The organism is Gluconobacter sp. Dm-62 (assembly GCF_018256155.1).
Lineage (GTDB): Bacteria > Pseudomonadota > Alphaproteobacteria > Acetobacterales > Acetobacteraceae > Gluconobacter.
This window is the reverse complement of the sequence record NZ_JAERLY010000002.1, coordinates 191,548-217,490: the sequence shown is the minus strand read 5'-3', so window position 1 is coordinate 217,490 and position 25,943 is coordinate 191,548. Positions and strand designations below refer to the sequence as shown.

The window sequence follows — 25,943 nt, the reverse complement described above, 5'->3', positions numbered from 1 at the left end:
CCCGGTTTTTTAAAAGCAGACTGCGATGAGAATGTCTTCCGTCCCTGTCCTGTGCGCCCTGTTCGCGCTCCATGGAGTGGCAGGTGCCACCACGATGCAGAAGTTGATAGGGTCAAGGCTCGGAGTATTCCGATATCACGGAGCGGATGTCGTGCTGAACGGAGCCGGTACGTCACGGCAATATCTTGTCTACGCCCGGGACAGGAAATGGTGCGGTGTAACGGGAGGCTGCACGCTCTTCATTCTCACGAAAAGTGGCAATGACTGGCGGGTCCTGTCACGCATGACGCTGGTTCACCTGCCTGTTCGCATCCTGCCTCATCTGTCACAGGGCTGGCAGGATCTCGCAGTTTCCTATTCCGGGACACTGCCGGATGGACGCCCTGCCCTTGTTACCAGTCGCATGCGGTTTGATGGCGCGCAATATCCGTCCAATCCATCAGTTCCGCCCGCTGAACCGATCGCGCATCCGGGTGGACGGATTGTTCTCGCCACGGACAACCCGATACAGACCAGCGTTTCGCATTAAGCCGGAAGATCGAGTACCATTCCGTCATAGGCCGGCTCGACACCGTCCGGCAGTGTCCGTCGCAAGGTCTGGTAATCCATATCGGGGCCCATATGGGTCAGAATTACATGCTTCACGCCAAGCCGCTCGCGCCACTCCAGAACACGGTCGAGCCAGGCATGGGCCGGATGCGGATCATACTGGAAACAGTCCACGATCCAGGTCTGTACGCCTTCAAGCAGCGACAGCGCCTCATCCGAAAGCGTTTCGACATCCGTGCTGTAGGCAAAGCTTCCGCAACGCACGCCCAGAGACGTAATCCGACCGTGGCCCTGCTCAACAATCCGGACATCCAGTCCGGGGAACGTGATCCTCTCACCGGACTGGACGATCCGTTCATCAAAAACCGGCCGGTAAAATTCCGGCCCCTTCCAGGGCGCAAATGCATAGGCATAGCGTAGTCGCAGTTCTTCAAGTACGTCCTGCGTGCCCAGAAGCGGCAATGGCGTTCCGATCACCCGGTTGATGGCCCGCAATTCGTCCAGACCACCGATATGATCGCTATGCGGATGGGTATAAAGGACCGCATGAACATGGCTCAGACCGCAGTTCAGCATCTGATCGCGGAAATCAGGCCCTGAATCCACCAGAAGCCGAAAACCACCCTCACCTTCGATCACGACCGAGGAGCGCGTCCGACGGTTACGCGGCTCCGCGGGGTCACACGCACCCCAGATCCCCGTATGCGGCCCCTCCTCGCCCCCGATCATGGGAACGCCGGCGGAACCTCCACATCCAAGGATCGTCACCTTCATGCAGAGATCCTCGTAAACAGGCGACACGCGTTTTCGGTCGTGATCCGTGTGATCTCGTCGAGAGAAACGCCTCGTTCTTCCGCCAGACGTGCTGCCGTATGGGCAACATATCCCGGAGTGTTGGGCTTTCCGCGCTTCGGGACAGGTGCCAGAAACGGGCTGTCCGTCTCAACCAGAATGCGGTCTTCCGGCACCATCCGCGCGACTTCGCGGATTTCCTCGCATTTCGGGAAGGTCAGCAGGCCGGAGAAGCTGATATAGCCTCCCAGGTCCAGAGCTGCTTCGGCCAGTTTCGGACCGGACGCAAAGCAGTGGATCAGGAACGGAAATGCGCCCTTGGCATGTTCCTCACGCAGGATGGCGATCATATCGTCATCCGCGTTGCGGGTGTGGATGACGACCGGCAACCCCGTCTGGCGTGCGGCCGCAATATGGGTGCGGAACGCGGCGTGCTGGGCGGGTTTGGCTTCATCGCCGCTATGGAAATAATCCAGCCCCGTCTCCCCGATCGCCACGACGGAAGGTGCTTCGGTCTTGGCAACAAGTTCTTCAACCGACGGCAGACGCTCCTCACCCGCATAATCCGGATGGATGCCGATCGCGCACCAGATCCGCAGATCTGGCGTGTCATGCTGCGTCAGGGCAATCTGCGTGTCTGCTTTGGAAAACCGGGTCCCAATCGTGATCATTCCGGACAGGCCGGATTCCCGCGCCAGCTCGAAAGCGGGTGCGAGATCGTCGAGCTTGTCCAGATGACAATGGGTATCGATCAGTCCTGTCATGCTTCTTCCTCGACAAAGCGCGGGAACAGACCTTCCGGCTTGGGAAGCGTCCGGCCAGCGGGGATCAGCGTCTCAAGAGCGGCGAATGTCCGCTCGTCGTCCTGCACGCCGAGCTGGACCAGCATCTTGTCCATCGTGTCCGGCATGAAAGGCTGAAGCATGGTTGCGATCCCGCGGATCATGTCCACGAGAACCCGCAACACGTCCGCCATCCGCTCCGGATCGGTCTTTTTCAGGGCCCAGGGGGCCTGACGGTCAATATAGGAATTGGCCGCACGGATGACCTTCCAGACTTCTTCCAGCGCATCGGTAATCGCCTTGCGCTCGATCTGTTCGGACATGATCGTGGGCAGCAGCGTCACCATGGCCAGCATGGCCTGATCGTCTTCGGTCAGCGTGCCACGCGCGGGCAGAACACCATTCAGATTCCGAGCCACCTGGCTCAACGTGCGCTGGCACAGATTGCCGAGATCGTTCGCCAGTTCGACATTCGTGCGGGTGATCATGGAGCGGCGGCTGAAATTTGAATCGCCACCGAACGGCACTTCGCGCATCAGGAAGAAGCGCAGCGCATCCAGCCCAAATTCGTCAGCAAGCGCCTTCGGATCAAGGACGTTGCCGAGCGACTTGCTCATCTTCTCGCCCTCGACCGTCCACCAGCCATGGGCGAAGACGCTCTTTGGCAGATCAATGCCAGCCGCCATCAGGAAGGCGGGCCAGTACACGCAGTGGAAACGCGCGATTTCCTTACCCACGACATGCACATCCGCCGGCCAGAACTTCGCCCGCGGGTCGTTGAGGTCGGGATAGCCTACTGCCGTCAGGTAGTTCGCCAGCGCGTCGAACCAGACATACATGACATGGTCCGGATCGTTCGGAACCGGCACGCCCCATTTGAAGCTCGTGCGGCTGACGGACAGGTCGCGCAGACCCTGACGGACGAAGCTCTCGATTTCACGACGTGGACCGACGGGGCCAATGAAGTCGGGATTGTCTTCGTACAGTTTCAGAAGCCGGTCCTGAAAATCGGACAGACGGAAAAAATAGGAGGGCTCCTTGACGCGTTCGACGGGCGCACCGGACGGCGCCACAAGCGTTCCGTCGGGCTTTTTGACCAGTTCGTCCTCGCCGATGAAGGCCTCGTCGCGCGTGGAGTACCAGCCTTCATAGGCACCCAGATAGATATGCCCGTTCGCCGCGACTTTCTCCCACAGCGCCTTCGCCGCGCCCTTGTGGCGCTCTTCGGTGGTGCGGATGAATTCGTCGGTCGAGATCGCCATATCCTTCTGCATCTGGCGGAAGGAGGCAGAAACCTCGTCGGCATAGGCCTGCGGGTCCATACCCTTGGCCACGGCCGTCTGCTCGACCTTCTGGCCATGCTCGTCCGTCCCGCTGACAAACAGCACGTCTTCGCCGTTCAGACGATGGAAGCGGGCCAGAACGTCGGCCGCGATGGAGGTATAGGCATGCCCGATATGCGGAGCGCCGTTCACATAGAAGATCGGGGTCGTGATGGTGAAGCGCCGCGTCATGTCCACTCGTTTCATAACGCCCGGACCATCTCAGCTGCCGACAGCGAGTTCCGCTGCCTGACGGATGGCCTGGGCCTTGTCCAGGTTTAAGCCTTCGGTCTGACGCCTCAGCGTGTCCAGTTCGGAACACTGCCGCGCCGCCAGATCGGCCTTTGCAAGATCCCCGCGCCGCGCTGCCGAGCGCGCACGGTCTGCCAGTCCCTCGCCTAGCAAATCGCAGAGCAATGCGAAACCTTCAGCCTCTCTCGCAATACGTTCGCTCAGGGCCATGGTTTCCGAAGCACGCACCTGTCCGCCAAGGATTTCCGCCACAAATGACGCAATCGCCCCATCCCGGTCATGCGACAGAAAGAGTGCCCGTCCCGGCGATCCGTGGGCACGGGACAGCACATCCGCAGAAATGCCAGGGAGTGCGGCGCGCATATCCGCATCGGACAGCGCGGACAGCGTGAGCATCCGGCACCGGCTGCGGATTGTGGGCAGGAGGGCGCCCGGAGAAGACGTCGTCAGCAGCAGGACACAGCGCGGAGGGGGCTCTTCGAGGATCTTGAGCAATGCGTTGGCCGCAAAACGGTTCAGATATTCCGCCCCGTCCACGATCACCACGCGCCATCCGCCTTCGGTCGCCGTATGATGCAGGAAGGTCTGGACCGGACGGACATCCGCCGCTGTAATTTCGCCGCGCAGACGGCCTTTTTTCTCGTCAACGGCCCGCGAGATTTCCAGCAGGTCCCCATGCGTTCCGGCCGCAATGCGCCGTGCCTGTGACGAGTCCGGATTTTCCGCTTTCAGAAGTAGTCGGGCCAGACGGAAGGCCAGCGTCGCCTTGCCGATCCCCGCCGGACCACAGATCAGCCAGGCATGATGCAGCTTGCCGCTGGCCAAAGTCTGCCGAAACGTCGCTTCCGCTTCGCCATGACCGTACAGATTCAGAGTGTGCCGCGGATCGCTCACACGCCCTGAACCGTAAGACGGTCATGCACCGCCCGCAGGAGCGCCGCACTGACGGCTTCGGGCGTCTGGGCGGCATCCACCCGCTTCACCCGCGCCGGATCAGCCGAGGCAATCGCCTCGAACCCCGCCAGAACACGCTCGTGAAACGCTTCCGCCTGACCCTCGTAACGGTCGGTCTGACCGCCGCGTGCATTGAGACGCTCCAGCGCCTGCGTTCGCGGAAGCTCCAGCATGAGCGTCAGATCGGGTTCGCGATTCACGAGACGCCGCGCACCGTTCAGGAACTTCAGAACCTCTGCCGCGCCCTGCCCGACGCCATGACCCTGATACGCCAGCGTCGAATCATGGAACCGGTCGCACACCACGATTTCGCCACGAAAAAGTGCGGGAAGAATGGCGTTGTCGAGATGGTCCGATCGTGCGGCCATGTGCATCAGGATTTCCGCCCGCCAGGACAGATCGACCTTTCCGAACAGCAGCAGGTTGCGGATTTCTTCAGCGCCCGGCGTCCCACCGGGCTCCCGTGTCAGAAGGACATCGTGCCCTTCCGCGCGCAGGGCTTCGGCAAGAAGGCGGGCCTGAGTGGATTTCCCAGCACCCTCACCGCCTTCAAGTGTGATGAACAGTCCTTTTCCAGCCATGCCCTTACTGCGCAGGGCCGTGGCCCAGACGCGTCATGGCGCGGGCGACCAGTCCGAGTTTTGCAACCGATTCGCCAGCTTCAAGCGGCACGCGAATATCGGCCATGTTCGGCGCGGAAATCACCAACGCCCCACAGACCTGACCCTTCGTCACCGGCGCGATCACAGGCGAGGCATAATCCACCGCGATATGCGACCGCTGCTGCCAGCCGACCGGCAGCGTCATAACGATGTCAGCACCCGCCACCAGCGACACCTGACGATGCTCACCCATCCAGACCGGTGCAGAATCCACAACCTGTCCGCGACGGAACAGCGTGGCGTTCTCGAAATTCGCAAATGCCCAAGACATCAGACGCTCGCCCTCATGAGCGCGTTCGTTGCTTGAAGAGGTGCCATTGATGACGACGATGACGCGGTTGCCATTGCGCTTGGAACTGGCACACAGACCGAAGCCGCCCGCATCGGTATGACCAGTCTTCAGACCGTCAGCCAGGCCCTTGTCCACCAGCACGTTCCGGTTGCCCTGACGGATCCGGTTATACGTGAACTCAAGCTCACCGAAATAATGGTAATACTGAGGGAAATCGCGGATCAGATGCGAGGCCACGGTTGCGACATCGCGCGCCGTCATGAAGTGGCCGTCTGCCGGAAGGCCCGTCACGTTGACGAAATGGGAGTTCATCACGCCGAGCTTCGGCGCTTCCTCGTTCATCATGGCAACGAAGCGTTCTTCGGAACCTGCAATACCCTCTGCCAGAACGATGCAGGCGTCATTGCCGGACTGGATCAGCATGCCCTGGACCAGGTCAGACACCAGAACGCTCTGGCCAAGCGGCACGAACATCTTGGAACCTTGGGTGCGCCAGGCTTTTTCGCTGACCGGCAGGCTCTGTTCCAGACGGATACGACCCGTGGCCAGCATTCCGAACACGATATAGGCCGTCATCATCTTCGTGAGCGAAGACGGGGCCATGCGCTCATCAGACGCCTTGTCGAGCAGAACCGCGCCCGTGTCGTAATCCACGACGTAGGCCCAGCGCGCCACGGTATCGAACGGACCGATGGGCGTGTTCGCAGGTGTTCCAACCGGAGCGTCTGCCGCAGGAGCCGCAGCAGCTTTCGCGGCATGGGCCGCATGGTGGTGCGGGCGCGCAAACGCCTTCAGGGGTCTCGCAAAAGAAGCACAGGCCGCAATGCCTGCCACCCCACCGAAAAGAGAGCGTCTAGTCCGCACGTTCGTCCCCAGTTCCACGGCCTTCAGACAACGGGCCGTCATTCCACAATGATCCGCGCGCCCTCTACCCCGCACAGGCGGGTGTGGTCCAGTGCCGCATCCGCCTGTGCGATGTCGGAATAGGGTCCACCAAGAACGCGCCACTCAAGTCCCGCACCTTCGGAGGCATGCAGAACCGTCCCTCCACAGCGCATGGCAACACCTGCCGCCGCCGCATGGCCGGAAAATATTCCCATCACGACATACAGCCCCGATGGCCCCGGACTGCCCTGCATCCATGTTACGGGCAACGGCCCGGCCGATACGGATGCCGTCGCCGCCGACGAGTCGTTGCCATAGACCCGCGAAGAGCCATCACTCAGCGAGGTCTCACGCACTTCCCCCACGGGGGCTGCGGAAATGTTCTGCACGGGAGCCTTAACCAATCCTTCCGCAAGCGCGCGGCTGGCGGCTTCGTCTTCCGTGACCTCGACAGGCGTATCCACCGTCATACCCAGCAGATCCGCGGCCTTCGGGGAAAGTGCTATGATGCGTCCCGGATCAGCCGGTCCACGATCCGTCAGGCGGATGCGGACAATGCGCCCGTTCAGCAGATTGCGCACACTGACGATCGCCGGAAGCTGGAGCGTCTGGTGTGCGCCTGTCATACCTGCCGCAGACCAGGCTTCTCCGTCAGCGCTCAGACCCGAAGCGGGCGCCTGCTGGCGCGTTGCCAGACCGGTCGTGCGATAATCGAACTGCTCGTTGGGATAGAACCATCCATGCGTGCCCTGCCACGCATCTCCGAGTTCATAATGCGGATGGGCGACCGGCGCGGGTTGTTCATCGCGATGGCAGGCCCCCAGAAGCGGCAGAAGGGCCAGAGCGGCCCCGTAACTACGCAGAGACAATGCCCGTCCCCAGAAGCCCGACGCCCAGCGCATAGTAATCCGACGGGTTGTAGCGGCGGATCACGTTGAAGTTCCGATAGACCATGAAGGCCTGTGTCCCCGGACCATCAGGCTGCACGACAGCCCCCTTCACGTCCCGGCGCGAAAACGCCCCTCCATCCGCGCGACGCACGCCCAGCGCCATCCATTCGCCCAGCGTCCGCTGACGGGTGCGACCGATCTCGGCCTTGTCGAGCACTTTGGCGAGTGTGACTTCCTGCCCCCAAGGCTCGTTGACCTGCCAGCCGGATTTACCGAGATAATTGGCGATGGACGCGAACACATCCGCTTCCGACGTCCAGATATTACGCTTGCCGTCCCCGTCTCCATCAGCCGCATAGCGCAGATAGGCGCTGGGCATGAACTGTGCCTGCCCCATGGCGCCCGCATAGCTGCCGAGCATGGCTGCGGGGGAGATATCGCCGTCATTGAGGATCTGGAGCGCCTTCATGAGTTCGTTGCGAAAAAATGCCGAGCGTCGTCCGTCATAGGCCAGCGTCGCGAGCGCATCGATCACGGAATATGTCCCGTCATGCGCACCAAAACCCGATTCGAGCCCCCAGATCCCCATGACGGCGCGGTCATCGCATCCGAAACGCGCACTGACGGGAGACATGACGGGCTGCTGCGCCGCATAGACGCTGCGTCCCTTCGCAAACCGCGACTCCGGTAGGACGCGGTCGCGGTACTGCGCCCAGGTCAGGGTAAACTCCGGCTGGTGCCGGTCCAGCTTGAGGACGGACGCATTGGGCGTGCGGGTCAGGGCGAGTGCCTGCGAGATGATCGACGGCGAAAGACCCTGCGCCAGAGCCTGGGTGCGGACACTGTCGAGAAAAGCGCCATAACTCTGCGCGGGAGCCTGCGCACGGGCAGACGAGAGCCCCATTGCAGCCGAACCGGCGACGGAGGTCAGGGTAGCAAGCAGATGGCGTCTTTGAAGCACGGTCAGGACCAGTCCCTTTACGGGGAAAAATGATAGGGCATACGCTAGCAATCCACAGCACGGACCGCCAGCCTCGGCGGTAGTCTGGCAGTGCATTCGCACCGAAATATGGCAGGGCAAGATTGTCGTTGGCGCGCTGGCGTGCGAAACCGGCGCCTGAATGTTCATGGAACCTCCCCACTCGTGATCGCCATCGGCCCCGCCATGGCCTCCCAGCCAGTCTGGCTGAAGGCAGCCACCATCATTGTGGGCACCTTCATCCTTGAAGACGTGGCAACGGTGCTCTCCGCCGTCGCAGCCCGTGCAGACGCCATCAGTATTCCGCTGGCTCTGGGGGCGCTCTATGTCGGCGTCGCGGTCGGTGACCTCGGCCTTTATGGCCTTGGGGCTGCCGGCGCGCGATGGCCCTATCTCAGGCGCTTCCTGACCCTCCCCAAGCGCGAACGGACGCAGGACTGGTTCAGTGCCAATGTCATCCGCATCGTCGCCATCTCCCGGTTCGTGCCCGGCGCCCGCCTTCCGCTCTACACAGCATGCGGTTTTTTCCGTGCGCCGTTCCTGCGCTTTGCCCTGACCGCAGTTCTGGCTACGCTGGTGTGGACGACGTGTCTTTTCCTGCTCGCCATGAGAGTCGGCGGCTGGCTGCTCGCCCATCAGGGCGGCTGGCGCTGGGCCGGACTGGCGGGGTTTGTCCTGTGTATCGTCGTCGTCGGGCGCCTGATCGCCCGTCTCCAGACCGTGAGCCAGTAACAGCAATGTCCAATTCAGAAGCCGACCAGAACCCGCTCTCCCTTTTCGAATTCTGGCCCGGGTCCATCTTCTACACCCCCATCGTCCTTTACTGGATCGCCATGGGGATCAAATATCGCGATCTCAGCATCTCAACCGCCGCCAATCCGCGCATCGAAACCGGCGGCCTGTGTGGCGAGAGCAAGTCTTCGATCCTCGACATGGGCGGCTCCACGGCACAGTCCTATATCGCGCCCTATGTCGTTTTCCGTAGCGGCAAGGGTTCGGACCGCCGTGCGCTGGATGCCATGGAGCGCAAAGGCCTTTCTTTTCCCGTCGTTATCAAGCCCGATATCGGCTGCAACGGCACGGGCGTAAAACTCGTCCAGTCCCGCGAACAGCTCGAAACGGTCCTGCCGCAGTTTCCTGACAACGTGGACATGCTGGTTCAGGAACTCATTACCTATCCGGTCGAAGCAGGGCTGTTCTACATCCGCCATCCGGACGAGCCGCATGGCCGCATCACCTCGATCACCTACAAGGAAGCGCCAGTCCTGACGGGCGATGGTGTCTCCACGATTGAAGAGCTGATCCTCCGTGATCCCCGCATGGGCCTCGTTCCGCAGATTTATCTGCCGCGTCTGGCAGGGCGGGAAAAAAATGTTCTCGCCAAAGGCGAGGAGATGTCGCTGGTCTTCGCCGGGAACCACTGCAAGGGTTCCGTCTTCCGCGATGGCCGGGCCGACACTACGGACGCCCTGACGGACCGTCTGGACGCCATCATGAAAGACATCCCGGACTTTTATTTCGGTCGGGTGGACGTCAAGGCAGCCTCAATCGAGGATCTGCGCCGTGGTGAGAACTTCCGGATCATCGAGATCAATGGCGTCGGTTCCGAAGCCACCCATATCTGGGACCGCCGGACGACACTCTGGGAAGCCTATCGCGCCCAGTTTTCCCATTACCGCCAGACCTTCCTGATCGGTGCGGCCAACAGGGCACGCGGCTGGAAGACGTCTGGCGCGTTCTCGATGTTGCATTCCTGGCGTAAGCAGCGTCGGCTGCTGGCGTCCTATCCGCTGAACGACTGACCGCGGTGCGGCAACAGGGTCTTACTGACCCAGCTTACCACCCCCAAAGATATAATTGCTGACCTGCTGCTCCAGAGAGAGTTGATCCTGTGTATCGGTGATCTTGCCCTCGTTGGACAAAGTCTCACGGGAGTGGCCCGGCTGGATCTGCAGCGCATTATCCGCCGTCATGGTTGGGGCACCGATGCCCACAGCCGTATCCACGGGAAGATGTAAACGCTGGTCCAGCGTAAAGGCCACATCCGCCATCTGTGTCCGCGGATCGAGCGTGATGGATACGACACGTCCCACCGGAACACCGGCGAGATCGACATTCGCACCTGCGTGGAGGCCATTCGCGGAATTAAAAGCCGCATGCAGCAGGGCGCCCTGGAAATCAGGCCCCTTGCGCAATGCGTTGCCATAAACGAGGAATGTTCCGGCAATTGCCAGAACAAGACCACTGGCCAGGATGGCGCCCCCGCGGCCGCTCAATGTTGACTGCATGCCAGCCTCGCCTTCCGGAAAATCTTGAACAGAACGGGAGTTAGTCTTCCCATGACCGCCCGGTCAAGGTGAAGACCAAGAGTACGCGCAAGGTTGCGTCCTCTGCCACCATCAGGCAAGTGATCTGTTTTTCCGCCTTTGTGACGAAGGCTTCCACCCGAAACAGGCTCCATGACGCTTCTTCAGGCCCTTATTCTCGCCGTCGTCCAAGGAATTACCGAACCCTTTCCGGTCAGCAGCCTTGGTCATGCCGTTCTCCTCCCCGCGCTTCTGCACTGGGATCTGGATGAACACGCTCCGATGTTTCTGCCATTCCTGACCATGCTGCACGTGGGGACGCTGGTCGCGCTGGCCGGCGTGTTCTGGCGGGACTGGATGGCAATCCTCGGCGGGATCATCGGCCGCTACGGCAAATACCGTCAGATGGAAGCGATTCGGATCTTCGCACTGCTGGTTCTCGCCACCATCCCTGCCGTATTGGTGGGATGGCTTCTGGAGCATCGACTGCGCAACGTCTTTGGCTCCCCTCTCGCAGTTGCAGGCTTCCTGATCCTCAACGGCTTCCTGCTCATGGCGACCGAATGGCTCCGTCGCCAGAAGGGCCACCGCGACCACAAACCCATCGCAACGCTCGCTCCAAAGGATGCCGTGATTATCGGCATCTGGCAGTGTCTTGCCCTGCTACCGGGTCTGTCACGGTCGGGCGCAACCATGAATGGCGGTCTTCTGCGGGGACTGGACCATGAAACGGCAGCACGCTTTTCGCTTCTGATGGCCCAGCCGATCGTTCTGGCAGCAACCGTCCGGGAAGCCTGGCAGATGCGTCACATAGTGATTTCTCATGATGTCATGGTGCAATGTGTTGCTGGCGCCGTTGTGGCCGGACTGACTGCACTGGTCTGCTCGCTGCTCATGCTGCGTTTCTTCCGCAACCATGATGGCTGGGCCCTGACGCCTTTCGGGCTCTATTGCATCGTAGCCGGATTTTTTGCCGGTGCCGTCATTCTTCTCTGACCTTTCCAGCCGCCGTTTTTCGCGGCACATTGCGGATCATGCCAGCTTCGATACAATCTTCTCCGGACACTTCGGGCCCCAGTCGTCGCAAGACCCTTGAACAGGTCCTGTTTGAAAACGATACGAACGGGCTCAAGCGAAGCCTGACGGCCACGCAACTGGTTATCCTGGGCGTCGGTTCCACGATTGGCGCTGGCATCTATGTCATGACCGGAACGGCCGCCGCCGAATATGCGGGCCCTTCCGTTCTGATTTCCTTCGTGATCGCTGCCCTCGCCTGCCTGTTCACGGCATTTTCGTACGGCGAACTGTCTTCGACCCTTCCCGTGTCGGGCTCGGCCTACTCCTACGCCTATATTTCAATGGGCGAGCGAGTGGCCTGGATGGTGGGCTGGCTCCTGCTGCTGGAATACGGGATCTCCTGCTCAGCCGTCGCGGCAGGCCTCTCAGGCTATGCCAGCTCCCTTCTGGGCGTGACGGGATTTCACATGCCCGCGGCACTGACGCATGCCACACTCCAGCCCGTGGCAGGTACGGCCGGGGCGCAGATCAGTGCCGGCTGGAGATTCGACCTGATTGGTTTTGCAGCAACACTTCTCGTAACTGCACTGCTAGTCCGGGGTGTTGAAGAATCTGCGCGCATCAACACCATGATTGTGGCGCTCAAGGTCGGGGTTCTGTTTGTATTCGTGGCGCTGGGCATCGGGGCAGTCAATCCTGCGAACTGGCATCCGTTCATCCCCGCGAGCGAAGGTGGCTTCCATTACGGCGTGCGCGGTATTTTCCGCGCGGCGTCGGTCATTTTCTTCGCCTATGTCGGGTTCGAGGCCGTCTCCACAGCCTCGGCCGAGGCCCGCAACCCCACCCGCGACGTCCCGATCGGCATCATTGGCAGCCTGCTGATCTGCACCATCGTTTACATGATTGTCGCTACCGTCCTGCTCGGGATCGTGCCCTATCGTGAGCTGGATGTTCCTGACCCGCTCGCCATTGCCGTGAAGATCATGCACACGCCCTGGCTCTCCCTGCTGGTCAATATCGGTGCGACAATCGGGCTATGCTCGGTTCTGATGGGCCTGATGTACGCACAGTCCCGCGTCCTGCTGACCATTAGCCGCGACGGGCTAATCCCGCAGATCTTCTGCGTCATTCATCCGAAATTCCGCACTCCCTGGATTGGTACGATCGTTCTGGGCTTTGTGGTCGCCCTTATTACCGCCACGCTGCCGATCGACATCATCAGTGACCTTGTCTCTATCGGTACGGCCGCGGCGTTCGGGATCGTCTGCTTTACGGTCATCTGGCAGCGCAATACGCGACCTGACATCGTACGTCCCTTCAGTGTGCCTCTCGGGGGCATCCGCATCCGGGGGATCTGGATCGGGACGACCCCTGGGCTCGGGATTTTATTCTGCCTGGTCATGACCATCCCACTGGTCTCAGATATGATCCATGCCGTCAGCAGCGGCAATCCGGTCCCACTGATCCTTCTGGTGACCTATCTGACACTGGGCATTGCAACTTACGTCTTCTACGGGCGACGTCATTCGAAAATGCGCCCCGAAGCTTCCTCAGTCTGACGACATCGACGAACTTCCGGGGCCCATACCCGGGCCCATATAGCTTCCCGGCGGCGGACGGCCGATCGGCGGCGCCATCCGCTCCCACGGCTCTTGCGTACCCGCTGCAGGGGGCATCATGGAGAAGCGGGAACGCGGCAGCGCTTCAGGGCATTCATCACGAATGCGGGCGATGATCTTCTCACGGATATCACATCTCAGATCCCAGCTCTGAAGCGCCGTGCGCGCACTGGCGATGATGCGGATGGACATGACATGCGCGTCGCAATCCGCCACCTGCACATCAAACACCCGCCCGTCCCATAACGGACAGCCCCGCACGATCTCGTTCAGCATCTCGCGGATCTTGTCCATCGGTGCCTGATAATCGACCCACAGAAACACGACGCCAATGATGGCCGCGGAATTATGCGTCCAGTTTTCGAACTGGTTTTCCAGAAAATACGAGATCGGCACGATATGCCGCCGCCAGTCCCAGACCCGCAGCACCACATAGGTCGCGTTGATTTCCTCAACCCAGCACCAGTCCCCATTGATGATAATCAGGTCTTCCATACGGATCGGCTGGGTCAGCGCGATCTGGACACCGGCAATCAGGTTCGTCAGCAGGCCACGCGCCGACAGACCGACAATCAGCGATGCCGCTCCGGCCGATGCGAACAGCGACAGTCCGTATTGCTTGACGGACGGAAACAGCATCAACGCCGAGGCCACCGTCACAATCCCCACAAGGATTTCCGTCAGCCGCCGCAGGACACGGATCTGTGTCTGGTGCGAGCGGATCATGATGTCGTCCGTCTCCTCGCGCGCCGCCAGGCGGTTGAGATAGACCTCCGACATTATGCGGAAAACCATGATGGCCGAGAACCCGAAGGTCAGGATCAACAGGAACAGGAAAAAGAGTTGAAGATCGTCCTCCTGCGCCGCTGTAAAGCCCGTGGCCGCCGGCAGTGCCGACAACATGGCCAGCAGCGCCACCATCAGACGTGTAGGCCTGCGCAGGGATGAAACAATGCGCCGGATCAGCGCAGCCTTGCGGGAGCCAGGGATCCGCAGGAGCTGCGTCGTGACAAGATTGCCGCAATAGAACGCCAGCACCCCCACCATCACGAGCATCAGCACCGAAACAATGGAGGCTGGCAGCCAGGTGAAGTAGGACCTTATGGCAAACAGGGTGCTGACGAAGTGTTGCGTCACCAGATGAAGGACTCCTTGCATCGAGAGGAATTGAAGACCCGGAGGCGGTCGCATGGATTGGAAAACCGTAATACTCCAAATGCCATGGGCACCGTGGACAATGCGACCCGTAAAAACATCTTATTTTACCGGGACTAACGTGTTGACACCCCGAAAGATCCCCCTTAAAACCCCGCGACAACGCCGGTTAACTCCGGCCGGATGGCGGTGTAGCTCAGTGGTAGAGCAGGGGAATCATAATCCCTTGGTCGGCGGTTCAAATCCGTCCACCGCTACCATCCCTTTTCCCGAAAATAGAAGAAATCATTCCGTCGTGCCTCTACTGCCCGTATGGGTTTCCTGTATTCTCCGGGCATGAGCAAGAAACCCCTCGCCGTCGTGACGATGGTCTATAACGAGCCGGAACATCTTATGGTCTGGCGGCGCCATTATGGTGCTCAGGTCGGAGAAGCGGCCTGTTACGTGATTGATCATGGCTCAGATGACAACTCGACGTCTCATCTCGGACAGGTCAACGTCATCAGGATCCCCCGTTCACCGCAGGACGATGAACGCCGCACCCGCGCTATCGGAAAATTCTGCGACAGCCTGCTCGAATGGTATGACAGCGTCATCTACACGGATGTGGACGAGATCCTTCTGGCCGATCCGGCTTTCGTCCCTTCCCTGACGGAATTTGCCCTCCTCAACCGAACCCCGGTTGTCACAGCGACAGGGTTTGACGTCATTCATATCCCGGACGAGGAAGCCCCGCTCGACTACACACGCCCCTTCTCCCTGCAGCGTCGCCAACTCCGCTTTTCAAGCGCGATGTGCAAACCGGTTCTGACCCGTATTCCCATTACATGGGCGCCCGGTTTTCATTGCTGCGAGGAAGCTATTCCTAGCGTTGCAGCGCCTCTTTTCCTGTTCCATCTCCGCTATGCAGATCTTCCCTCGGGACTGGAACGTCTGGAGCGAACCCGCCGTCAGCCCTGGATTTCAGAAGACGTCGGACGTCATCAGCGCTTGGAAAATACCGACTGGGAAAACATGCTTCGCGGTATGGCGGGGCTGCCGCGGACAGAAGCCAGCCTGGACAGTCGGGATGAGCGCCTGACCTTCTGGCGCCAGCAGGTCGAAGACAGCACTCAGTCGCGCATGCAAGACCGCTATCGGCTCGACCTGCATCTGAGCGGAACCGAGCTGTGGCGCCTGCCCGACCGTTTTATAGGCCGTGTCTGAGATAAAAAAAACCGGCCCTTTGAAGGGCCGGTTTTTTCTGCTGAGCCGGAGCTTCAGTCTGCCTCGGCCTCAGCCGTGCGACGATCCTGCTCTTCATCCGAAGAACGTTCAGAGCTGTATTCGCCGTCCTGTTCATGAGACGGCTGTTCGTCGTCACCGCGCTCGCCACGAGGCTCCCGACGATCTTCGTAGGCGCGCTGACGCTGCTGTTGACGTTCGTTCCGCTCCTGCTGGCTCTTCTCGGCGGCCTGATTCATGGCGTTGAGAATACGGAAGTAATGCTCCGCGTGCTGGAAATAGGCTTCTGCAAGGATGCGGTCGCCAGTTCCGGTCGCGTCGCGGCCAAGCTGGAGATATTTCTCAAACAGCTGCTGCGCCGTACCACGCACCCGCAGATCGGGTCCGTTACTGTCAAACACATGGTTGCGGTTCAGAGGTGTCTGGGCACTGCTGCTGCGTGATGGCCCACTGCCCGCACGATGATGCCGGCCTCTTATGCGCTTCATATTCATCGACCCGTGATGCACTTTCATGATGACGCGGAGCGTTCTGCAACTGCAGAAAGTTCCGATCGCCGCTATCGAAAAAGACGTCTGTCTGTTCCGCTATGGCTGAACCCGGCTCAGCCAATCTTCCATCGTCAGTGCATGATGACATGAGCGATGGGCAAAGATACGTCTGACGGTGCCGATAAAACACCTTCAATTCGCATGCATTGGCTTTAGCAATACCAAGTTCCGTCAGTCAAGCCAACGGTTTTTCGTCAAGATCCATTTTCAGGCGCCCGATTGCAGCACCAGAGCTCTTTCCACGCCGCCCAGATCCACCTTATGCGCGACATCCCGCAGCCCGTTCGCCGCACCGAGCGCAGAAACCGAATCAATCTGCCCGATCCCCATCTCCAGAATGCCGTATCCGCCCGGAACGAGAAGCGCCAGCAGGCTCGCGCACAGGATACGATAGGCTTCCAGCCCATCCACCCCACCATCAAGAGCCCGGGCGGGCTCATACTGCACGACTTCAGGCATCAGCCCGGCCAGATCCCGGGTCTCGATATAAGGCGGATTGGACAGGACGATATCGAACCTTCCGCTCAACGCATCCGCCCAGCTTCCAGCCAGAAAAACACTGCGTTTCTCCAGCCCGGTGCGGATGGCGTTGCGCCGTGCCAGCGCCGCCGCCTGCGGAGACAGATCAACACCGACACCTGTTGCCTGTGGGTACTCAGACAGCGCCGCCAGCAAGAGACAGCCCGTTCCGGTTCCCAAATCGAGAATGGAGAGCGGCGCGTTACGGTCTGGACAGACATCCAGCAGGGCTTCGATCAGGGATTCACTATCCGCACGAGGGATCAGCGTGTCACGCCCCGTCTCCAGATCCAGCGTCCAGAAGCCGGTCTCGCCTGTGATGAATGCCAGAGGCTCCCGGTCCAGACGCCGTTTCAGAGCCTCTGCGAATCGCGATGCCTGCAGAGGCTCTACACCATCCAGAGACAGCAGGCCGCCCAGATCCCGTCCCGTCGCCCAGCACAGCAGAAGCCGCGCTTCACGCCGCGCATCTTCAATCCCCGCCAGGTGAAGGGCCTGTGAGGCCTCGCGCAAAAGATCATCTTTGGCCATTATCTTCAAAGCGAACCTGCTATAGTTGGTGTCATGAAGTCCAAACGTGCGCTCCTCTTTTCCGCTCTGCTGCTTGGCTGCACACTCACACCCGTTCAGGCACAATCAGACCTGTCGCGGGAACTGCCACCGTCCTTTACCGTGACGGACGAGCGCGCGCCCGAAGAAATTTCGGAAGTCTCGCGCCTCTATCTGGATGGCAATCTGGTTGCAACGTTCAGACTCGGACTGTCCAAGGCCCATGAAACCCAGACGATCACGCTTCCGGTCGGCCGCTCCGATGTGGATTACGCCCTGTGCGGGGAAATCACCATTATCCGGAACGGCCATCAGGAAACCCATCAGGTCAGCAGCGAAGGCCAGCTCCACCACCCCGAAGGCCATTCGCTTGATGCCGTGGGAACCAACAATTTCACTGATTTCTTTCTGGTCGATTACGACGATGCCGCCGTTGCAACGCACCGGCATGGGCGCGCTGCAGTCTGTGCCACACCCAATACCTGAGTTTCAGAACCCTGCGGCGGCGAGCAGTTCGGTCTGCTCTTCCCGCGTCAGGGCGTCGATGATTTCGTCGAATTCGCCGCCCATGATCCGGTCGATCTTATAAAGCGTCAGATTGATCCGGTGGTCCGTCACGCGGCCTTGGGGGAAATTGTACGTCCGGATCCGCTCCGAACGGTCGCCCGTCCCGACCTGTGACTTCCGGTCCGCGGCACGCGTGGCATGAAGCTGCGCGCGTTCCCGCTCATAGAGCCGGGCACGCAGGATCTTCATGGCCTTGGCCTTGTTCTTGTGCTGGCTTTTTTCTTCCTGCATCGCCACCACGATGCCGCTGGGCATATGGGTCACGCGCACCGCGCTTTCGGTCTTGTTGACGTGCTGGCCGCCCGCCCCAGAGGCCCGATAGACGTCAATCCGCAGATCATCGTCATTGATCGTGACATCAACTTCTTCGGCTTCGGGCAGCACGGCAACGGTCACGGTGGAGGTATGGATCCGTCCCTGACTTTCCGTTGAGGGAACACGCTGCACCCGGTGCACGCCGGATTCGTATTTCAGACGCGCAAAAACCGACCGGCCCGAAATGGTCGCCATGCCTTCCTTGAGGCCTGCGACTTCGTTCTCGGCATATTCCATGACCTCGAAACGCCAGCCATTCTGCTCCGAGAAGCGGCGATAGGCATCGAACAGTTCCGCCGCGAACAGTCCGGCTTCGTCACCACCCGCCGCTGGCCGGATTTCCAGAATGGCACTGCGCTCATCCGCCGCATCTTTCGGCAGGAGTGCCAGACGCAGAGCGTGCTGGAGGTCGGGCAAAGTCGCCTCGATCTCTGCCATTTCCATCTGCGCCAGCTCGCGCATTTCCGGATCATCAAGCAGGGCCTGCGCCCCGGCTTTCTGGTCCTCGGCACTTTTCCAGGCCTGAATGGATGCGACCACCGGCTCCAGTTCGGCATATTCCTGCGACAGACGGGTGAAGGCCTCACCCGTCAAATCGCCGGAAGACATCAGGGCCTGAACTTCTTCCGAACGCGCGACAATCCGCTCAAGCCTGTCATCAACCACCATGTGCTCAGGCGCGTCCTGCGCTCAGAACACGTACCAGATCTGCAAACGGGACTTCCTGCTGCTCGCGGCTGGACAGATCCCGAAGCTGCACCACGCCCTTGGCGATTTCCTCATCACCCAGAACAATCGCATGGGACGCACCGGACTTCACCACGCGCTCCATCCGCTTCTTCATGTTTCCACGGGTCTCGATCTCGGCCCGCATCCCGGCAGACCGCAGCGCGCGCGCAAGCGACGCGGCTTTGAGGATGGCTTCGTCTCCCATCGGCACCAGTGCAATTCCGGTCGGAAGCTCGGGAACAGAATCCAGCAGCATCGCCAGACGCTCGATCCCGCCAGCCCAGCCTATCGCGGGGATGGCCGGACCGCCCATCTGCTCCACAAGCCCTTCATACCGACCACCAGCCAGCACCGTGCCCTGAGCACCAAGCTTTGAGGTCACGAACTCGAACGCTGTGTGACTGTAGTAATCGAGGCCACGGACAATCCGCGGGTTCTCAACGAAATCCACGCCGAATGCCTGAAGGCTGGCCCGAAGCGTGTCCCAGAACTGGCGGGATTCATCGTTCAGATAGTCCGCAAACGCCGGCGCGTCGTCGAGAAGTTTGCGGTCCTGTTCGGACTTGCTGTCCAGAATCCGCAGCGGATTGGCTTCGAGACGGACACGGCTTTCTTCCGACAGCGCATCCGCATGGTCCCGGAAATACGCCACCAGTGCTTCCCGCCAGGCCTGACGGCTGGCCAGATCACCAAGCGTGTTGAGTTCCAGCGTGACGTGATCGCCCAGACCCAGTTCACGCAGGATGTCCTGCGCCATGGCAATCGTCTCGGCGTCCCGCAGCGGGCTTTCCGCACCAATCAGCTCCGCGCCTATCTGATGGAACTGACGGTAACGCCCCTTCTGCGGACGCTCGTAGCGGAACATCGGCCCGTGATAGAATACCTTCTGCGGCAGGGACTGCGTCAGGCCGTTCGTGACCAGCGCGCGGCAGATTGCTGCCGTGCCCTCAGGCCGCAGGGTGATGCTCTCACCGCCGCGATCCTCGAACGTGTACATCTCCTTAGACACGACATCGGACGTCTCGCCGAGCGTGCGCGAAAAGACGCGCGTGTCTTCGAAGATGGGTGTGCTCCATTCCTCGAAACCATAGGTCCGCAGAACCCGGCGCGCCGTTTCCACAACATGGTGGTGGCGACGCATGGTGTCGCCAATAAGGTCGTGGGTCCCGCGTGGGGGCTGAAGTCCTGACATCAGCTGGCTGCCGGATCCATCTGCTTGGCCGTGGAGGCCTCGACCTTGCCCGCCTCGATATCCGAAACCTTCTTCTCCACGAGGTCCACGATGTGCTCGATCATATCGCCAGCCGGCATCGTGTGATCCTGACGGCCTGCGGCATAGACCATGTGACGGCCATTGCCGCCGCCGGTCACACCGATATCGGTCATCAGGGCCTCACCAGGGCCATTCACGACGCAGCCGATGATGGACAGCGTCAGCGGGGTCTTGATGTGCTGCAGACGATCTTCAAGGGTCTGCACCGTCTCAACGACGTTGAAGCCCTGACGCGCACAGGACGGGCAGGAAATGATCTTCACGCCACGATGACGCAGGCCGAGGGACTTCAGGATATCCCAGCCGACCAGCACTTCTTCTTCCGGCGCGGCCGAGAGCGACACGCGCATCGTGTCACCCACGCCAGCCCAGAGCAGATTGCCCAGACCGATGGACGACTTCACGGTGCCTGCACGTTTGGAGCCAGCCTCGGTGATGCCAATGTGCAGCGGGTGGTCACAGCAATCCGCAAGCTGCTGATAGGCCGCGACGGCCATGAACACGTCAGATGCCTTCACGCTGATCTTGAACTCGTGGAAGTCGTGATCTTCAAGGATCTTCGCGTGTTCCAGAGCGCTCTCGACCAGAGCCTCGGGGTTAGGCTCACCGTACTTCTCAAGCAGGTGCTTTTCCAGCGAGCCGGCATTTACACCGATCCGAATGGAGCAGCCGTAATCCTTGGCGGCGTTGACGACTTCACGTACGCGCTCGGCGCTGCCGATATTGCCCGGATTGATGCGCAGGCATGCTGCACCGGCCTTCGCGGCCTCGATGGCGCGCTTGTAGTGGAAATGGATGTCCGCGACGATGGGGACGTTCACTTCATGTACGATCTCTGCCAGGGCGGCCGTGCTGGCCTCATCCGGACAGGAAACACGCACGATGTCCACGCCGGCCAGTTCGGCCACACGAATCTGTTCGATCGTGGCCTGTGCATCGGATGTCAGGGTGTTGGTCATGGTCTGCACGGAGATCGGGGCATCACCACCGACCGCAACCTTGCCGACATGGATCTGGCGCGACTTGCGACGCTCGATGTGCTGATAGGGACGGTAGCTGCTCATGATTTACCTCTTCGTGCCCGGGAAGGACCGGGAGCTCTGACCCAGTGGGCTGTATTCAGGGGCACTGAGCCCCCCTGACGGATATAAGGGTTTAATGCGATGGCGACGATTGTTCCAGCGGCTGATGTTCAAGCTGCCGGGCATTCAGGTCATCGGCTGAGACTTCATGCGCTGGCGGCGGTGCTTTCCGCGCAACGGGCGCTGGCTTTGCGGCCAGAGGCGAGGATGCCGCACCCGGGGATGTGATGGCCGGAGTTTCCGCGGCAGGAACTGGCGCGTCAGGCTGAACGGGCAATGCAATCCCGGATCCAAAAGCGCCGGAGCGGATGGCATCTGCCGTCACTTCAACGTTGCGCCTGACCTGACCTTCCTTGCCCAACGGGGCACTGGTTGCCCCGGCAGTAGTCAGGACCACACCGCCCGCATTGCCGAAAGACATACGGAACGGCGCGCCAGCCGGGTCACCCTGCCAGCTCTCTCCCGGCTGCATGACGCGCGAGATAAGAACATGCCCGTCACGGTCCCGGACCTGGGTCCAGACCTGAGACAATGCCCTGAGCACCACGGCGCCCTCCGGAACTGCGGGCGGCAGATCAGTAGCTGGCTGCCCGGGCGTCGCCTCTTTTTCGGCTGAAGGTGCCTCACCCGGTGGCGCGGGTTCTGCGTCTTCGTCCGTGTCAGGAGACATGGCAGCTGTTCCTACCGTCTGGGCCGGAGCAGCTGCCGCCAGGGCTGGCGATGACGGTGCAGGCTGATTTGGTCCAGCAGCCTGTGAAGGCACTACGACGGGTACAGGTGTTGAAGTCACCGGCGCATGTGGCTCAGGCGTTGGTGCGCGTCCTGGCATCACGGAGGCCACCTGCGGGGACGTCGTTGCCAGTGTTGCTGCACCCGACATCAACTCTGCTACGGCCGGGACCTGCCGCTGAGCCGGATTGTCATGCTCGGTAAAGCGATACCAGCCTACATAGGCGGCCACCACAACTACCAGCCCTGCGGCGACCAGCACCCCGATTGGCAGTCCCCTGTCACCTTCAGGCTGAGGGAAAACCAGATCCGGTTTGCGGGTTACGGCACCGCGCGTATCACGCCGGAAACGCTCGACCAGCGCGTTGGCGTCAAGCTGCATGGCGTGCGCGTAGGTGCGGAGGAATCCAACCGCATATGCGACACCAGGCAGACCTGCCAGATCGTCTGCTTCAAGGGCTGCCAGAAGTTTTGGCCGGATTCGCAGCCATTCCGCCACGTCCTCCAACCGCCATCCCAGCTCTTCGCGACGCGTACGCAACACCGTTCCAACACTAGGCTGGTCAGAAGGCTGCGACAACGGGCGGCTGGAGGGCGGAGGGGACATGACCGGAAAATCCGTTAGCTGGACGCGTGAATGCGGGTTTCACGCTGCTTTATGGCATCGACGGCCTGCTGCACCAGCGTTGCAAGGATGTCGGCGACCGGACGGATTTCCTTGACCATGCCGACGGACTGACCTGCCATGACGGAACCCGTTTCCACATCCCCTTCGATAACGGCACGACGCAGCGCACCGGCCCAGTAGTGCTCGATCGAAAGCTGGGCTTCTTCCTTGGTCAGTTCGCCGCTCTGAAACTTCTGGAGCGCCTCGCCCTGAAGCCTTGCATAACGGCGGCCACCTTCATTCGACAGGCCGCGCACCGGAATGACCGGGAACAGCTCGTCGAGCTGCACGGTCGTCACCGCATCGCGGGCATTGGCGCGCAGAAAGGCCTTCTTGAAGTTTTCATGCGCAATGCTTTCTTCGGAAGCCGCAAACAGCGTTCCGAGCTGCGCACCGGCTGCACCCTGCTCCAGATAGGACAGAACCGCGTCACCGCGTCCAAGCCCACCGGCCACGAATACGGGCACGTCGCGGATATGTGGCAGGATTTCCTGCGCCAGTACCGTCAGAGACACCGGCCCGACATGGCCGCCCGCTTCCGAACCTTCAATCACGAGGGCCTCGATGCCCATGCGCACCAGACGCTTGCCCAGAGCCAGAGCCGGCGTAAAGCCGATTGCCCGTGCCCCGCCATCACGTACCTTGCGGATCGTGGCGCTGTTCGGAACGCCGCCTGCCAGCACGATGTGCGAAACATTATGCGCCAGACAGACATCCACCAGTCGGTCCAGATCGGGGTGCATGGTAATGAGATTCACACCGAACGGACGCTTCGTCATCGCCTGCGTGGCAACGATTTCCTCTTCCAGACGCTCCGGCGACATCGCACCACAGGCAATGACACCAAATCCGCCGGCATTGGAAATCGCGGAAACCAGATGCCGCTCGCTGACCCAGGACATGGCGCCGCCCAGGATCGCGACTTCGCTTCCAAGGAAGTCACAGCCCGGCTTCCACAGCCGATCCAGAGTCTCGCGGGCGTCCAGGGTCTCGCTCAGGGTTTCGCTCACGCGTCGGTTTCCTCTTTTGAATCAAGGCCGTAAGCCGTGTGGAGCGCGCGCATAGCCAATTCGGTATATTCGGAATCGATCAAAACCGAGATCTTGATCTCGCTCGTTGAGATGACCTGCACGTTGATGCCGCGATCGGCAAGCGTGCGGAACATCCGCGCGGCCAGACCGGCATTCGAACGCATGCCGATTCCCACGACGCTGATCTTCACCACATTATGCGACGTAATCAGCTCGCCATACTGGACGTATTCGCGGGCCTTCTCCAGCACGGCACGGGCGGCGGCCTCGTCGGCCTTGCTGACCGTGAAAGTCATGTTCGTCATGTTGTCCACGCCAACGCTCTGGACGATCATGTCGACATTGATGTTCGCGGCTGCCAGCGGATCGAAAATCGCAGCGGCGATGCCCGGACGGTCCGGAATGTTCCGCACGGAGATTTTCGCTTCGTCATGCGAGTTGGCAATCCCCGCAACCAGTTCCTTCTCCATGATCTCGTCCTCATCAACAACAATCGAACCGCTGTCGTCATCCGTATCGGAAAAAGACGACAACACCCGCACCCGGACACCCTCGCGCATGGCGAGACCGACGCTGCGGGTCTGAAGTACCTTGGCGCCTACGGAAGCCAGTTCAAGCATCTCTTCATAGGTGATGCGATCCAGCTTCTTGGCGCGTTTCACGATGCGCGGATCGGTCGTGTAGATCCCGTCCACATCAGTATAGATATCACATTGATCAGCATTGATCGCAGCCGCGACAGCAACGGCGGACGTATCCGACCCCCCGCGTCCCAGCGTTGCAATCCGCCCATCAGGACCGACACCCTGGAAGCCGGCCACAACGGGAACAACGCCGTCATCCAGACAAGTGAGCAGCGAGGAACCATCAACGCTTTCAATAGCGGCCTTGCCATGGGCGTCATCCGTCACAAGCGGAATCTGCCAGCCCTGAAACGAACGTGCTTTCACACCAAGCGCCTGAAGCGCGATGGACACCAGTCCGCTCGTCACCTGCTCGCCGGCAGCAACAACGGCGTCGTATTCCTTCGGATCGGCCAGCGGGTTCAGCTCGGCGCAATAGCCGACCATCCGGTTCGTCACGCCCGCCATCGCGGAGACCACGACTGCAACACGGCGTCCGCGGTCATGTTCCGCCTTCACGCGTTTTGCAACGTTCCGGATACGCTCGATATTCCCGACGGACGTGCCGCCGAATTTCATGACAACCGTCTTCCGTTTCCCGCCTTCAGCCTGAATGACGGCATGGGGATCGGCACGACCGGAAAGCTGGTCGTGGACGGGAGTATCGGGCATGGACATCGCGGATAAGGCTCCAGTACGTGTCTGGCGTTGTGCGCTCGGGTCTGGCATCGGGTACGGCAAAGACATGCATACCGCCCGGCACCTGAACAGACTCTGCCGGTCCACATACTCGTCTCGCTCCGTTACGTCCAGATGACGCGCGGCAGACAGGCACACAGAAGGACAGTTCCGATGCCCACTGACACCTCTCCGGGACAGGATTCCAGACGTTCATCCGTTTCAGAATCCGAAATTGCCCATTTCAGCGCCCTGGCGGAAGACTGGTGGAATCCGCGTGGCCCCATGGCGCCCCTGCACGCCATGAATCCCCTGCGCACCGAGTGGGTCAGCCGTCACGTTGCCCCTCTGCGCAAAGCATCCCCCGGGCCTCTGAGCCTGCTTGATATTGGTTGTGGCGCGGGTCTGGCGAGTGAGGCTTATGCCAAACTCGGCTTCGACACACTCGGAATCGATGCCAGCGCCCCCGGCATCCACGCTGCGGAAGCGCATCTGGCCGAACATCCCCTTCCGCCCGAAGCAGCCCCCCTGTCTTATCGCAATAGCAGTGCTGAAGACCTCGTGGCGGAAGGGGCAGGCTTTGATGTCGTCAATGCCTTGGAGGTCATCGAGCACGTCAATGATCCGCAGGACTTCCTGAACATGCTGGCCACGTTGACAAAGCCGGGCGGGATGGTCGCGGTCTCCACGCTGAACCGCACACCGCGCTCCTTCGCCGTGGCCAAACTCGGTGCGGAATACCTGCTGCGGATGCTGCCCGTCGGCACCCATGACTGGAAGAAATTCATCAAGCCCGATGAACTCGCCGCCATGGCCCGCAAGGCCGGTCTGCGGATGCTGGACATTGCCGGGATGAGTTACGTCCCGTTCCAGTGGCGCGAAAGCCGCGACACCGGCATCAATTACATCGCGATTTTTCGCAAGGACTGAACAAAAAAGGGCGGTTGCAG

General features: G+C 60.8%; 26 protein-coding genes and 1 tRNA gene. 9 read left to right on the top strand and 18 right to left on the bottom strand.

All coding sequences use genetic code 11. From position 1 onward, the window contains the following. Positions 1 to 31: 31 nt before the first annotated feature. Positions 32 to 529 carry a hypothetical protein gene (locus JK202_RS02770; protein WP_211557836.1) on the top strand — a complete coding sequence of 166 codons (498 nt, stop codon included), beginning with the start codon at positions 32 to 34 and terminating at the stop codon, positions 527 to 529. Here the strand turns inward: JK202_RS02770 and JK202_RS02765 are convergent. The 8 genes from JK202_RS02765 to JK202_RS02730 are packed head-to-tail and all read right to left on the bottom strand — an operon-like array spanning position 526 to position 8,341. Then, positions 526 to 1,323: an MBL fold metallo-hydrolase gene (locus JK202_RS02765; protein WP_211557835.1), complete on the bottom strand. Its 798-nt coding sequence runs from the start codon at positions 1,321 to 1,323 to the stop codon at positions 526 to 528. The genes JK202_RS02770 and JK202_RS02765 overlap by 4 nt on opposite strands. Continuing rightward, positions 1,320 to 2,105, bottom strand: coding sequence for a TatD family hydrolase (locus tag JK202_RS02760; RefSeq protein WP_211557834.1), 786 nt, complete (start codon positions 2,103 to 2,105; stop codon positions 1,320 to 1,322). Before JK202_RS02760 ends, JK202_RS02765 begins: the two co-directional genes overlap by 4 nt. Next, positions 2,102 to 3,637 carry a methionine--tRNA ligase gene (gene metG / locus JK202_RS02755; RefSeq protein WP_211557833.1) on the bottom strand — a complete coding sequence of 512 codons (1,536 nt, stop codon included), beginning with the start codon at positions 3,635 to 3,637 and terminating at the stop codon, positions 2,102 to 2,104. Before metG ends, JK202_RS02760 begins: the two co-directional genes overlap by 4 nt. Positions 3,638 to 3,667: 30 nt before the next feature. After that, on the bottom strand, positions 3,668 to 4,591 hold the full coding sequence (locus tag JK202_RS02750; RefSeq protein ID WP_211557831.1) for a DNA polymerase III subunit delta': 924 nt from the start codon (positions 4,589 to 4,591) through the stop codon (positions 3,668 to 3,670). After that, positions 4,588 to 5,232: a dTMP kinase gene (tmk, locus tag JK202_RS02745; RefSeq protein ID WP_211557829.1), complete on the bottom strand. Its 645-nt coding sequence runs from the start codon at positions 5,230 to 5,232 to the stop codon at positions 4,588 to 4,590. The genes JK202_RS02750 and tmk overlap by 4 nt, the downstream gene beginning before the upstream one ends. A 4-nt stretch (positions 5,233 to 5,236) precedes the next feature. Beyond that, positions 5,237 to 6,511 carry a D-alanyl-D-alanine carboxypeptidase family protein gene (locus JK202_RS02740; protein WP_211557823.1) on the bottom strand — a complete coding sequence of 425 codons (1,275 nt, stop codon included), beginning with the start codon at positions 6,509 to 6,511 and terminating at the stop codon, positions 5,237 to 5,239. Beyond that, positions 6,508 to 7,359, bottom strand: a complete 852-nt coding sequence (locus JK202_RS02735; RefSeq protein WP_249199562.1) for an RlpA-like double-psi beta-barrel domain-containing protein — start codon at positions 7,357 to 7,359, stop codon at positions 6,508 to 6,510. Before JK202_RS02735 ends, JK202_RS02740 begins: the two co-directional genes overlap by 4 nt. Further along, a complete protein-coding gene (locus tag JK202_RS02730; protein WP_211557819.1) occupies positions 7,346 to 8,341 on the bottom strand; it encodes a lytic murein transglycosylase in 996 nt (331 codons plus the stop codon). Before JK202_RS02730 ends, JK202_RS02735 begins: the two co-directional genes overlap by 14 nt. A 183-nt stretch (positions 8,342 to 8,524) precedes the next feature. Here JK202_RS02730 and JK202_RS02725 point away from each other — a divergent pair, with 183 nt between their 5' ends. Together JK202_RS02725 and JK202_RS02720 are read left to right on the top strand one after the other, a co-directional pair. Then, the gene (locus tag JK202_RS02725; RefSeq protein ID WP_211558686.1) at positions 8,525 to 9,091 is read left to right on the top strand and encodes a VTT domain-containing protein; all 567 of its coding nucleotides are present in this window, start codon (positions 8,525 to 8,527) and stop codon (positions 9,089 to 9,091) included. Positions 9,092 to 9,096: 5 nt separating this feature from the next. Next, positions 9,097 to 10,161, top strand: a complete 1,065-nt coding sequence (locus JK202_RS02720; protein ID WP_211557817.1) for an ATP-grasp domain-containing protein — start codon at positions 9,097 to 9,099, stop codon at positions 10,159 to 10,161. Between the two features lie 21 nt (positions 10,162 to 10,182). Here JK202_RS02720 and JK202_RS02715 read toward each other — a convergent pair whose 3' ends face one another. Beyond that, positions 10,183 to 10,647 (bottom strand): MlaD family protein, encoded by a 465-nt coding sequence (locus JK202_RS02715; protein WP_211557815.1) that lies wholly within the window; start codon positions 10,645 to 10,647, stop codon positions 10,183 to 10,185. A 171-nt stretch (positions 10,648 to 10,818) separates the two neighbouring features. Between JK202_RS02715 and JK202_RS02710 the strand changes: the two genes are divergently transcribed. Then, positions 10,819 to 11,661, top strand: a complete 843-nt coding sequence (locus JK202_RS02710) for an undecaprenyl-diphosphate phosphatase (protein ID WP_211557813.1) — start codon at positions 10,819 to 10,821, stop codon at positions 11,659 to 11,661. A gap of 38 nt (positions 11,662 to 11,699) precedes the next feature. Further along, the gene (locus JK202_RS02705) at positions 11,700 to 13,241 is read left to right on the top strand and encodes an amino acid permease (RefSeq protein WP_211557810.1); all 1,542 of its coding nucleotides are present in this window, start codon (positions 11,700 to 11,702) and stop codon (positions 13,239 to 13,241) included. On the opposite strand, the gene JK202_RS02700 is transcribed toward JK202_RS02705, so the two are convergent. Continuing rightward, the gene (locus JK202_RS02700; protein ID WP_211557809.1) at positions 13,233 to 14,438 is read right to left on the bottom strand and encodes a mechanosensitive ion channel domain-containing protein; all 1,206 of its coding nucleotides are present in this window, start codon (positions 14,436 to 14,438) and stop codon (positions 13,233 to 13,235) included. The two genes, JK202_RS02705 and JK202_RS02700, sit on opposite strands and share 9 nt — an antisense overlap. 203 nt (positions 14,439 to 14,641) lie before the next feature. Between JK202_RS02700 and JK202_RS02695 the strand changes: the two genes are divergently transcribed. Next, positions 14,642 to 14,716, top strand: a tRNA-Met gene (locus tag JK202_RS02695). A 76-nt stretch (positions 14,717 to 14,792) separates the two neighbouring features. Then, positions 14,793 to 15,662, top strand: coding sequence for a glycosyltransferase family 2 protein (locus JK202_RS02690; protein WP_211557808.1), 870 nt, complete (start codon positions 14,793 to 14,795; stop codon positions 15,660 to 15,662). A 53-nt stretch (positions 15,663 to 15,715) separates the two neighbouring features. On the opposite strand, the gene JK202_RS02685 is transcribed toward JK202_RS02690, so the two are convergent. Both JK202_RS02685 and prmC read right to left on the bottom strand, forming a co-directional pair. After that, positions 15,716 to 16,174: a DUF4167 domain-containing protein gene (locus JK202_RS02685; protein WP_249199621.1), complete on the bottom strand. Its 459-nt coding sequence runs from the start codon at positions 16,172 to 16,174 to the stop codon at positions 15,716 to 15,718. Between the two features lie 264 nt (positions 16,175 to 16,438). Further along, a complete protein-coding gene (gene prmC / locus JK202_RS02680; RefSeq protein ID WP_211557806.1) occupies positions 16,439 to 17,281 on the bottom strand; it encodes a peptide chain release factor N(5)-glutamine methyltransferase in 843 nt (280 codons plus the stop codon). 33 nt (positions 17,282 to 17,314) lie between these two features. Between prmC and JK202_RS02675 the strand changes: the two genes are divergently transcribed. After that, positions 17,315 to 17,785: a hypothetical protein gene (locus JK202_RS02675; RefSeq protein WP_211557801.1), complete on the top strand. Its 471-nt coding sequence runs from the start codon at positions 17,315 to 17,317 to the stop codon at positions 17,783 to 17,785. A gap of 3 nt (positions 17,786 to 17,788) precedes the next feature. On the opposite strand, the gene prfA is transcribed toward JK202_RS02675, so the two are convergent. From prfA to JK202_RS02645, 6 genes are all read right to left on the bottom strand, one after another. Beyond that, on the bottom strand, positions 17,789 to 18,850 hold the full coding sequence (gene prfA / locus JK202_RS02670; protein ID WP_211557799.1) for a peptide chain release factor 1: 1,062 nt from the start codon (positions 18,848 to 18,850) through the stop codon (positions 17,789 to 17,791). 4 nt (positions 18,851 to 18,854) lie between these two features. Then, complete coding sequence (gene hisS, locus JK202_RS02665; RefSeq protein WP_211557798.1) at positions 18,855 to 20,102, bottom strand: histidine--tRNA ligase; 1,248 nt, start codon at positions 20,100 to 20,102, stop codon at positions 18,855 to 18,857. Next, complete coding sequence (ispG, locus tag JK202_RS02660) at positions 20,102 to 21,247, bottom strand: flavodoxin-dependent (E)-4-hydroxy-3-methylbut-2-enyl-diphosphate synthase (protein ID WP_211557794.1); 1,146 nt, start codon at positions 21,245 to 21,247, stop codon at positions 20,102 to 20,104. Before ispG ends, hisS begins: the two co-directional genes overlap by 1 nt. Positions 21,248 to 21,338: 91 nt before the next feature. Continuing rightward, entirely contained in the window at positions 21,339 to 22,601 is a 1,263-nt protein-coding gene (locus JK202_RS02655) for a RodZ domain-containing protein (RefSeq protein ID WP_211557792.1), read from the bottom strand. A gap of 14 nt (positions 22,602 to 22,615) precedes the next feature. Then, positions 22,616 to 23,659: a nitronate monooxygenase family protein gene (locus JK202_RS02650; protein ID WP_211558684.1), complete on the bottom strand. Its 1,044-nt coding sequence runs from the start codon at positions 23,657 to 23,659 to the stop codon at positions 22,616 to 22,618. An 8-nt stretch (positions 23,660 to 23,667) separates the two neighbouring features. Beyond that, a complete protein-coding gene (locus tag JK202_RS02645; protein WP_211557790.1) occupies positions 23,668 to 24,993 on the bottom strand; it encodes an aspartate kinase in 1,326 nt (441 codons plus the stop codon). A 174-nt stretch (positions 24,994 to 25,167) separates the two neighbouring features. On the opposite strand from JK202_RS02645, the gene ubiG reads away from it, so the two are divergent. After that, positions 25,168 to 25,923: a bifunctional 2-polyprenyl-6-hydroxyphenol methylase/3-demethylubiquinol 3-O-methyltransferase UbiG gene (gene ubiG, locus JK202_RS02640; RefSeq protein ID WP_211557788.1), complete on the top strand. Its 756-nt coding sequence runs from the start codon at positions 25,168 to 25,170 to the stop codon at positions 25,921 to 25,923. Positions 25,924 to 25,943 lie beyond the last annotated feature (20 nt).

Bases quoted from the DNA above. Each gene is read 5' to 3' on its own strand.
- metG (WP_211557833.1), bottom strand. From the start codon at position 3,637: ATGACGCGGCGCTTCACCATCACGACCCCGATCTTCTATGTGAACGGC.
- JK202_RS02675 (WP_211557801.1), top strand. From the start codon at position 17,315: ATGAAGTCCAAACGTGCGCTCCTCTTTTCCGCTCTGCTGCTTGGCTGC.
- prfA (WP_211557799.1), bottom strand. From the start codon at position 18,850: ATGGTGGTTGATGACAGGCTTGAGCGGATTGTCGCGCGTTCGGAAGAA.
- JK202_RS02715 (WP_211557815.1), bottom strand. From the start codon at position 10,647: ATGCAGTCAACATTGAGCGGCCGCGGGGGCGCCATCCTGGCCAGTGGT.
- JK202_RS02765 (WP_211557835.1), bottom strand. From the start codon at position 1,323: ATGAAGGTGACGATCCTTGGATGTGGAGGTTCCGCCGGCGTTCCCATG.
- JK202_RS02645 (WP_211557790.1), bottom strand. From the start codon at position 24,993: ATGTCCATGCCCGATACTCCCGTCCACGACCAGCTTTCCGGTCGTGCC.
- tmk (WP_211557829.1), bottom strand. From the start codon at position 5,232: ATGGCTGGAAAAGGACTGTTCATCACACTTGAAGGCGGTGAGGGTGCT.
- JK202_RS02770 (WP_211557836.1), top strand. From the start codon at position 32: ATGTCTTCCGTCCCTGTCCTGTGCGCCCTGTTCGCGCTCCATGGAGTG.
- JK202_RS02720 (WP_211557817.1), top strand. From the start codon at position 9,097: ATGTCCAATTCAGAAGCCGACCAGAACCCGCTCTCCCTTTTCGAATTC.
- JK202_RS02655 (WP_211557792.1), bottom strand. From the start codon at position 22,601: ATGTCCCCTCCGCCCTCCAGCCGCCCGTTGTCGCAGCCTTCTGACCAG.
- JK202_RS02710 (WP_211557813.1), top strand. From the start codon at position 10,819: ATGACGCTTCTTCAGGCCCTTATTCTCGCCGTCGTCCAAGGAATTACC.
- JK202_RS02760 (WP_211557834.1), bottom strand. From the start codon at position 2,105: ATGACAGGACTGATCGATACCCATTGTCATCTGGACAAGCTCGACGAT.
- JK202_RS02740 (WP_211557823.1), bottom strand. From the start codon at position 6,511: ATGACGGCCCGTTGTCTGAAGGCCGTGGAACTGGGGACGAACGTGCGG.
- prmC (WP_211557806.1), bottom strand. From the start codon at position 17,281: ATGGCCAAAGATGATCTTTTGCGCGAGGCCTCACAGGCCCTTCACCTG.
- ispG (WP_211557794.1), bottom strand. From the start codon at position 21,247: ATGAGCAGCTACCGTCCCTATCAGCACATCGAGCGTCGCAAGTCGCGC.
- hisS (WP_211557798.1), bottom strand. From the start codon at position 20,102: ATGTCAGGACTTCAGCCCCCACGCGGGACCCACGACCTTATTGGCGAC.
- JK202_RS02685 (WP_249199621.1), bottom strand. From the start codon at position 16,174: ATGAATATGAAGCGCATAAGAGGCCGGCATCATCGTGCGGGCAGTGGG.
- ubiG (WP_211557788.1), top strand. From the start codon at position 25,168: ATGCCCACTGACACCTCTCCGGGACAGGATTCCAGACGTTCATCCGTT.
- JK202_RS02690 (WP_211557808.1), top strand. From the start codon at position 14,793: ATGAGCAAGAAACCCCTCGCCGTCGTGACGATGGTCTATAACGAGCCG.
- JK202_RS02705 (WP_211557810.1), top strand. From the start codon at position 11,700: ATGCCAGCTTCGATACAATCTTCTCCGGACACTTCGGGCCCCAGTCGT.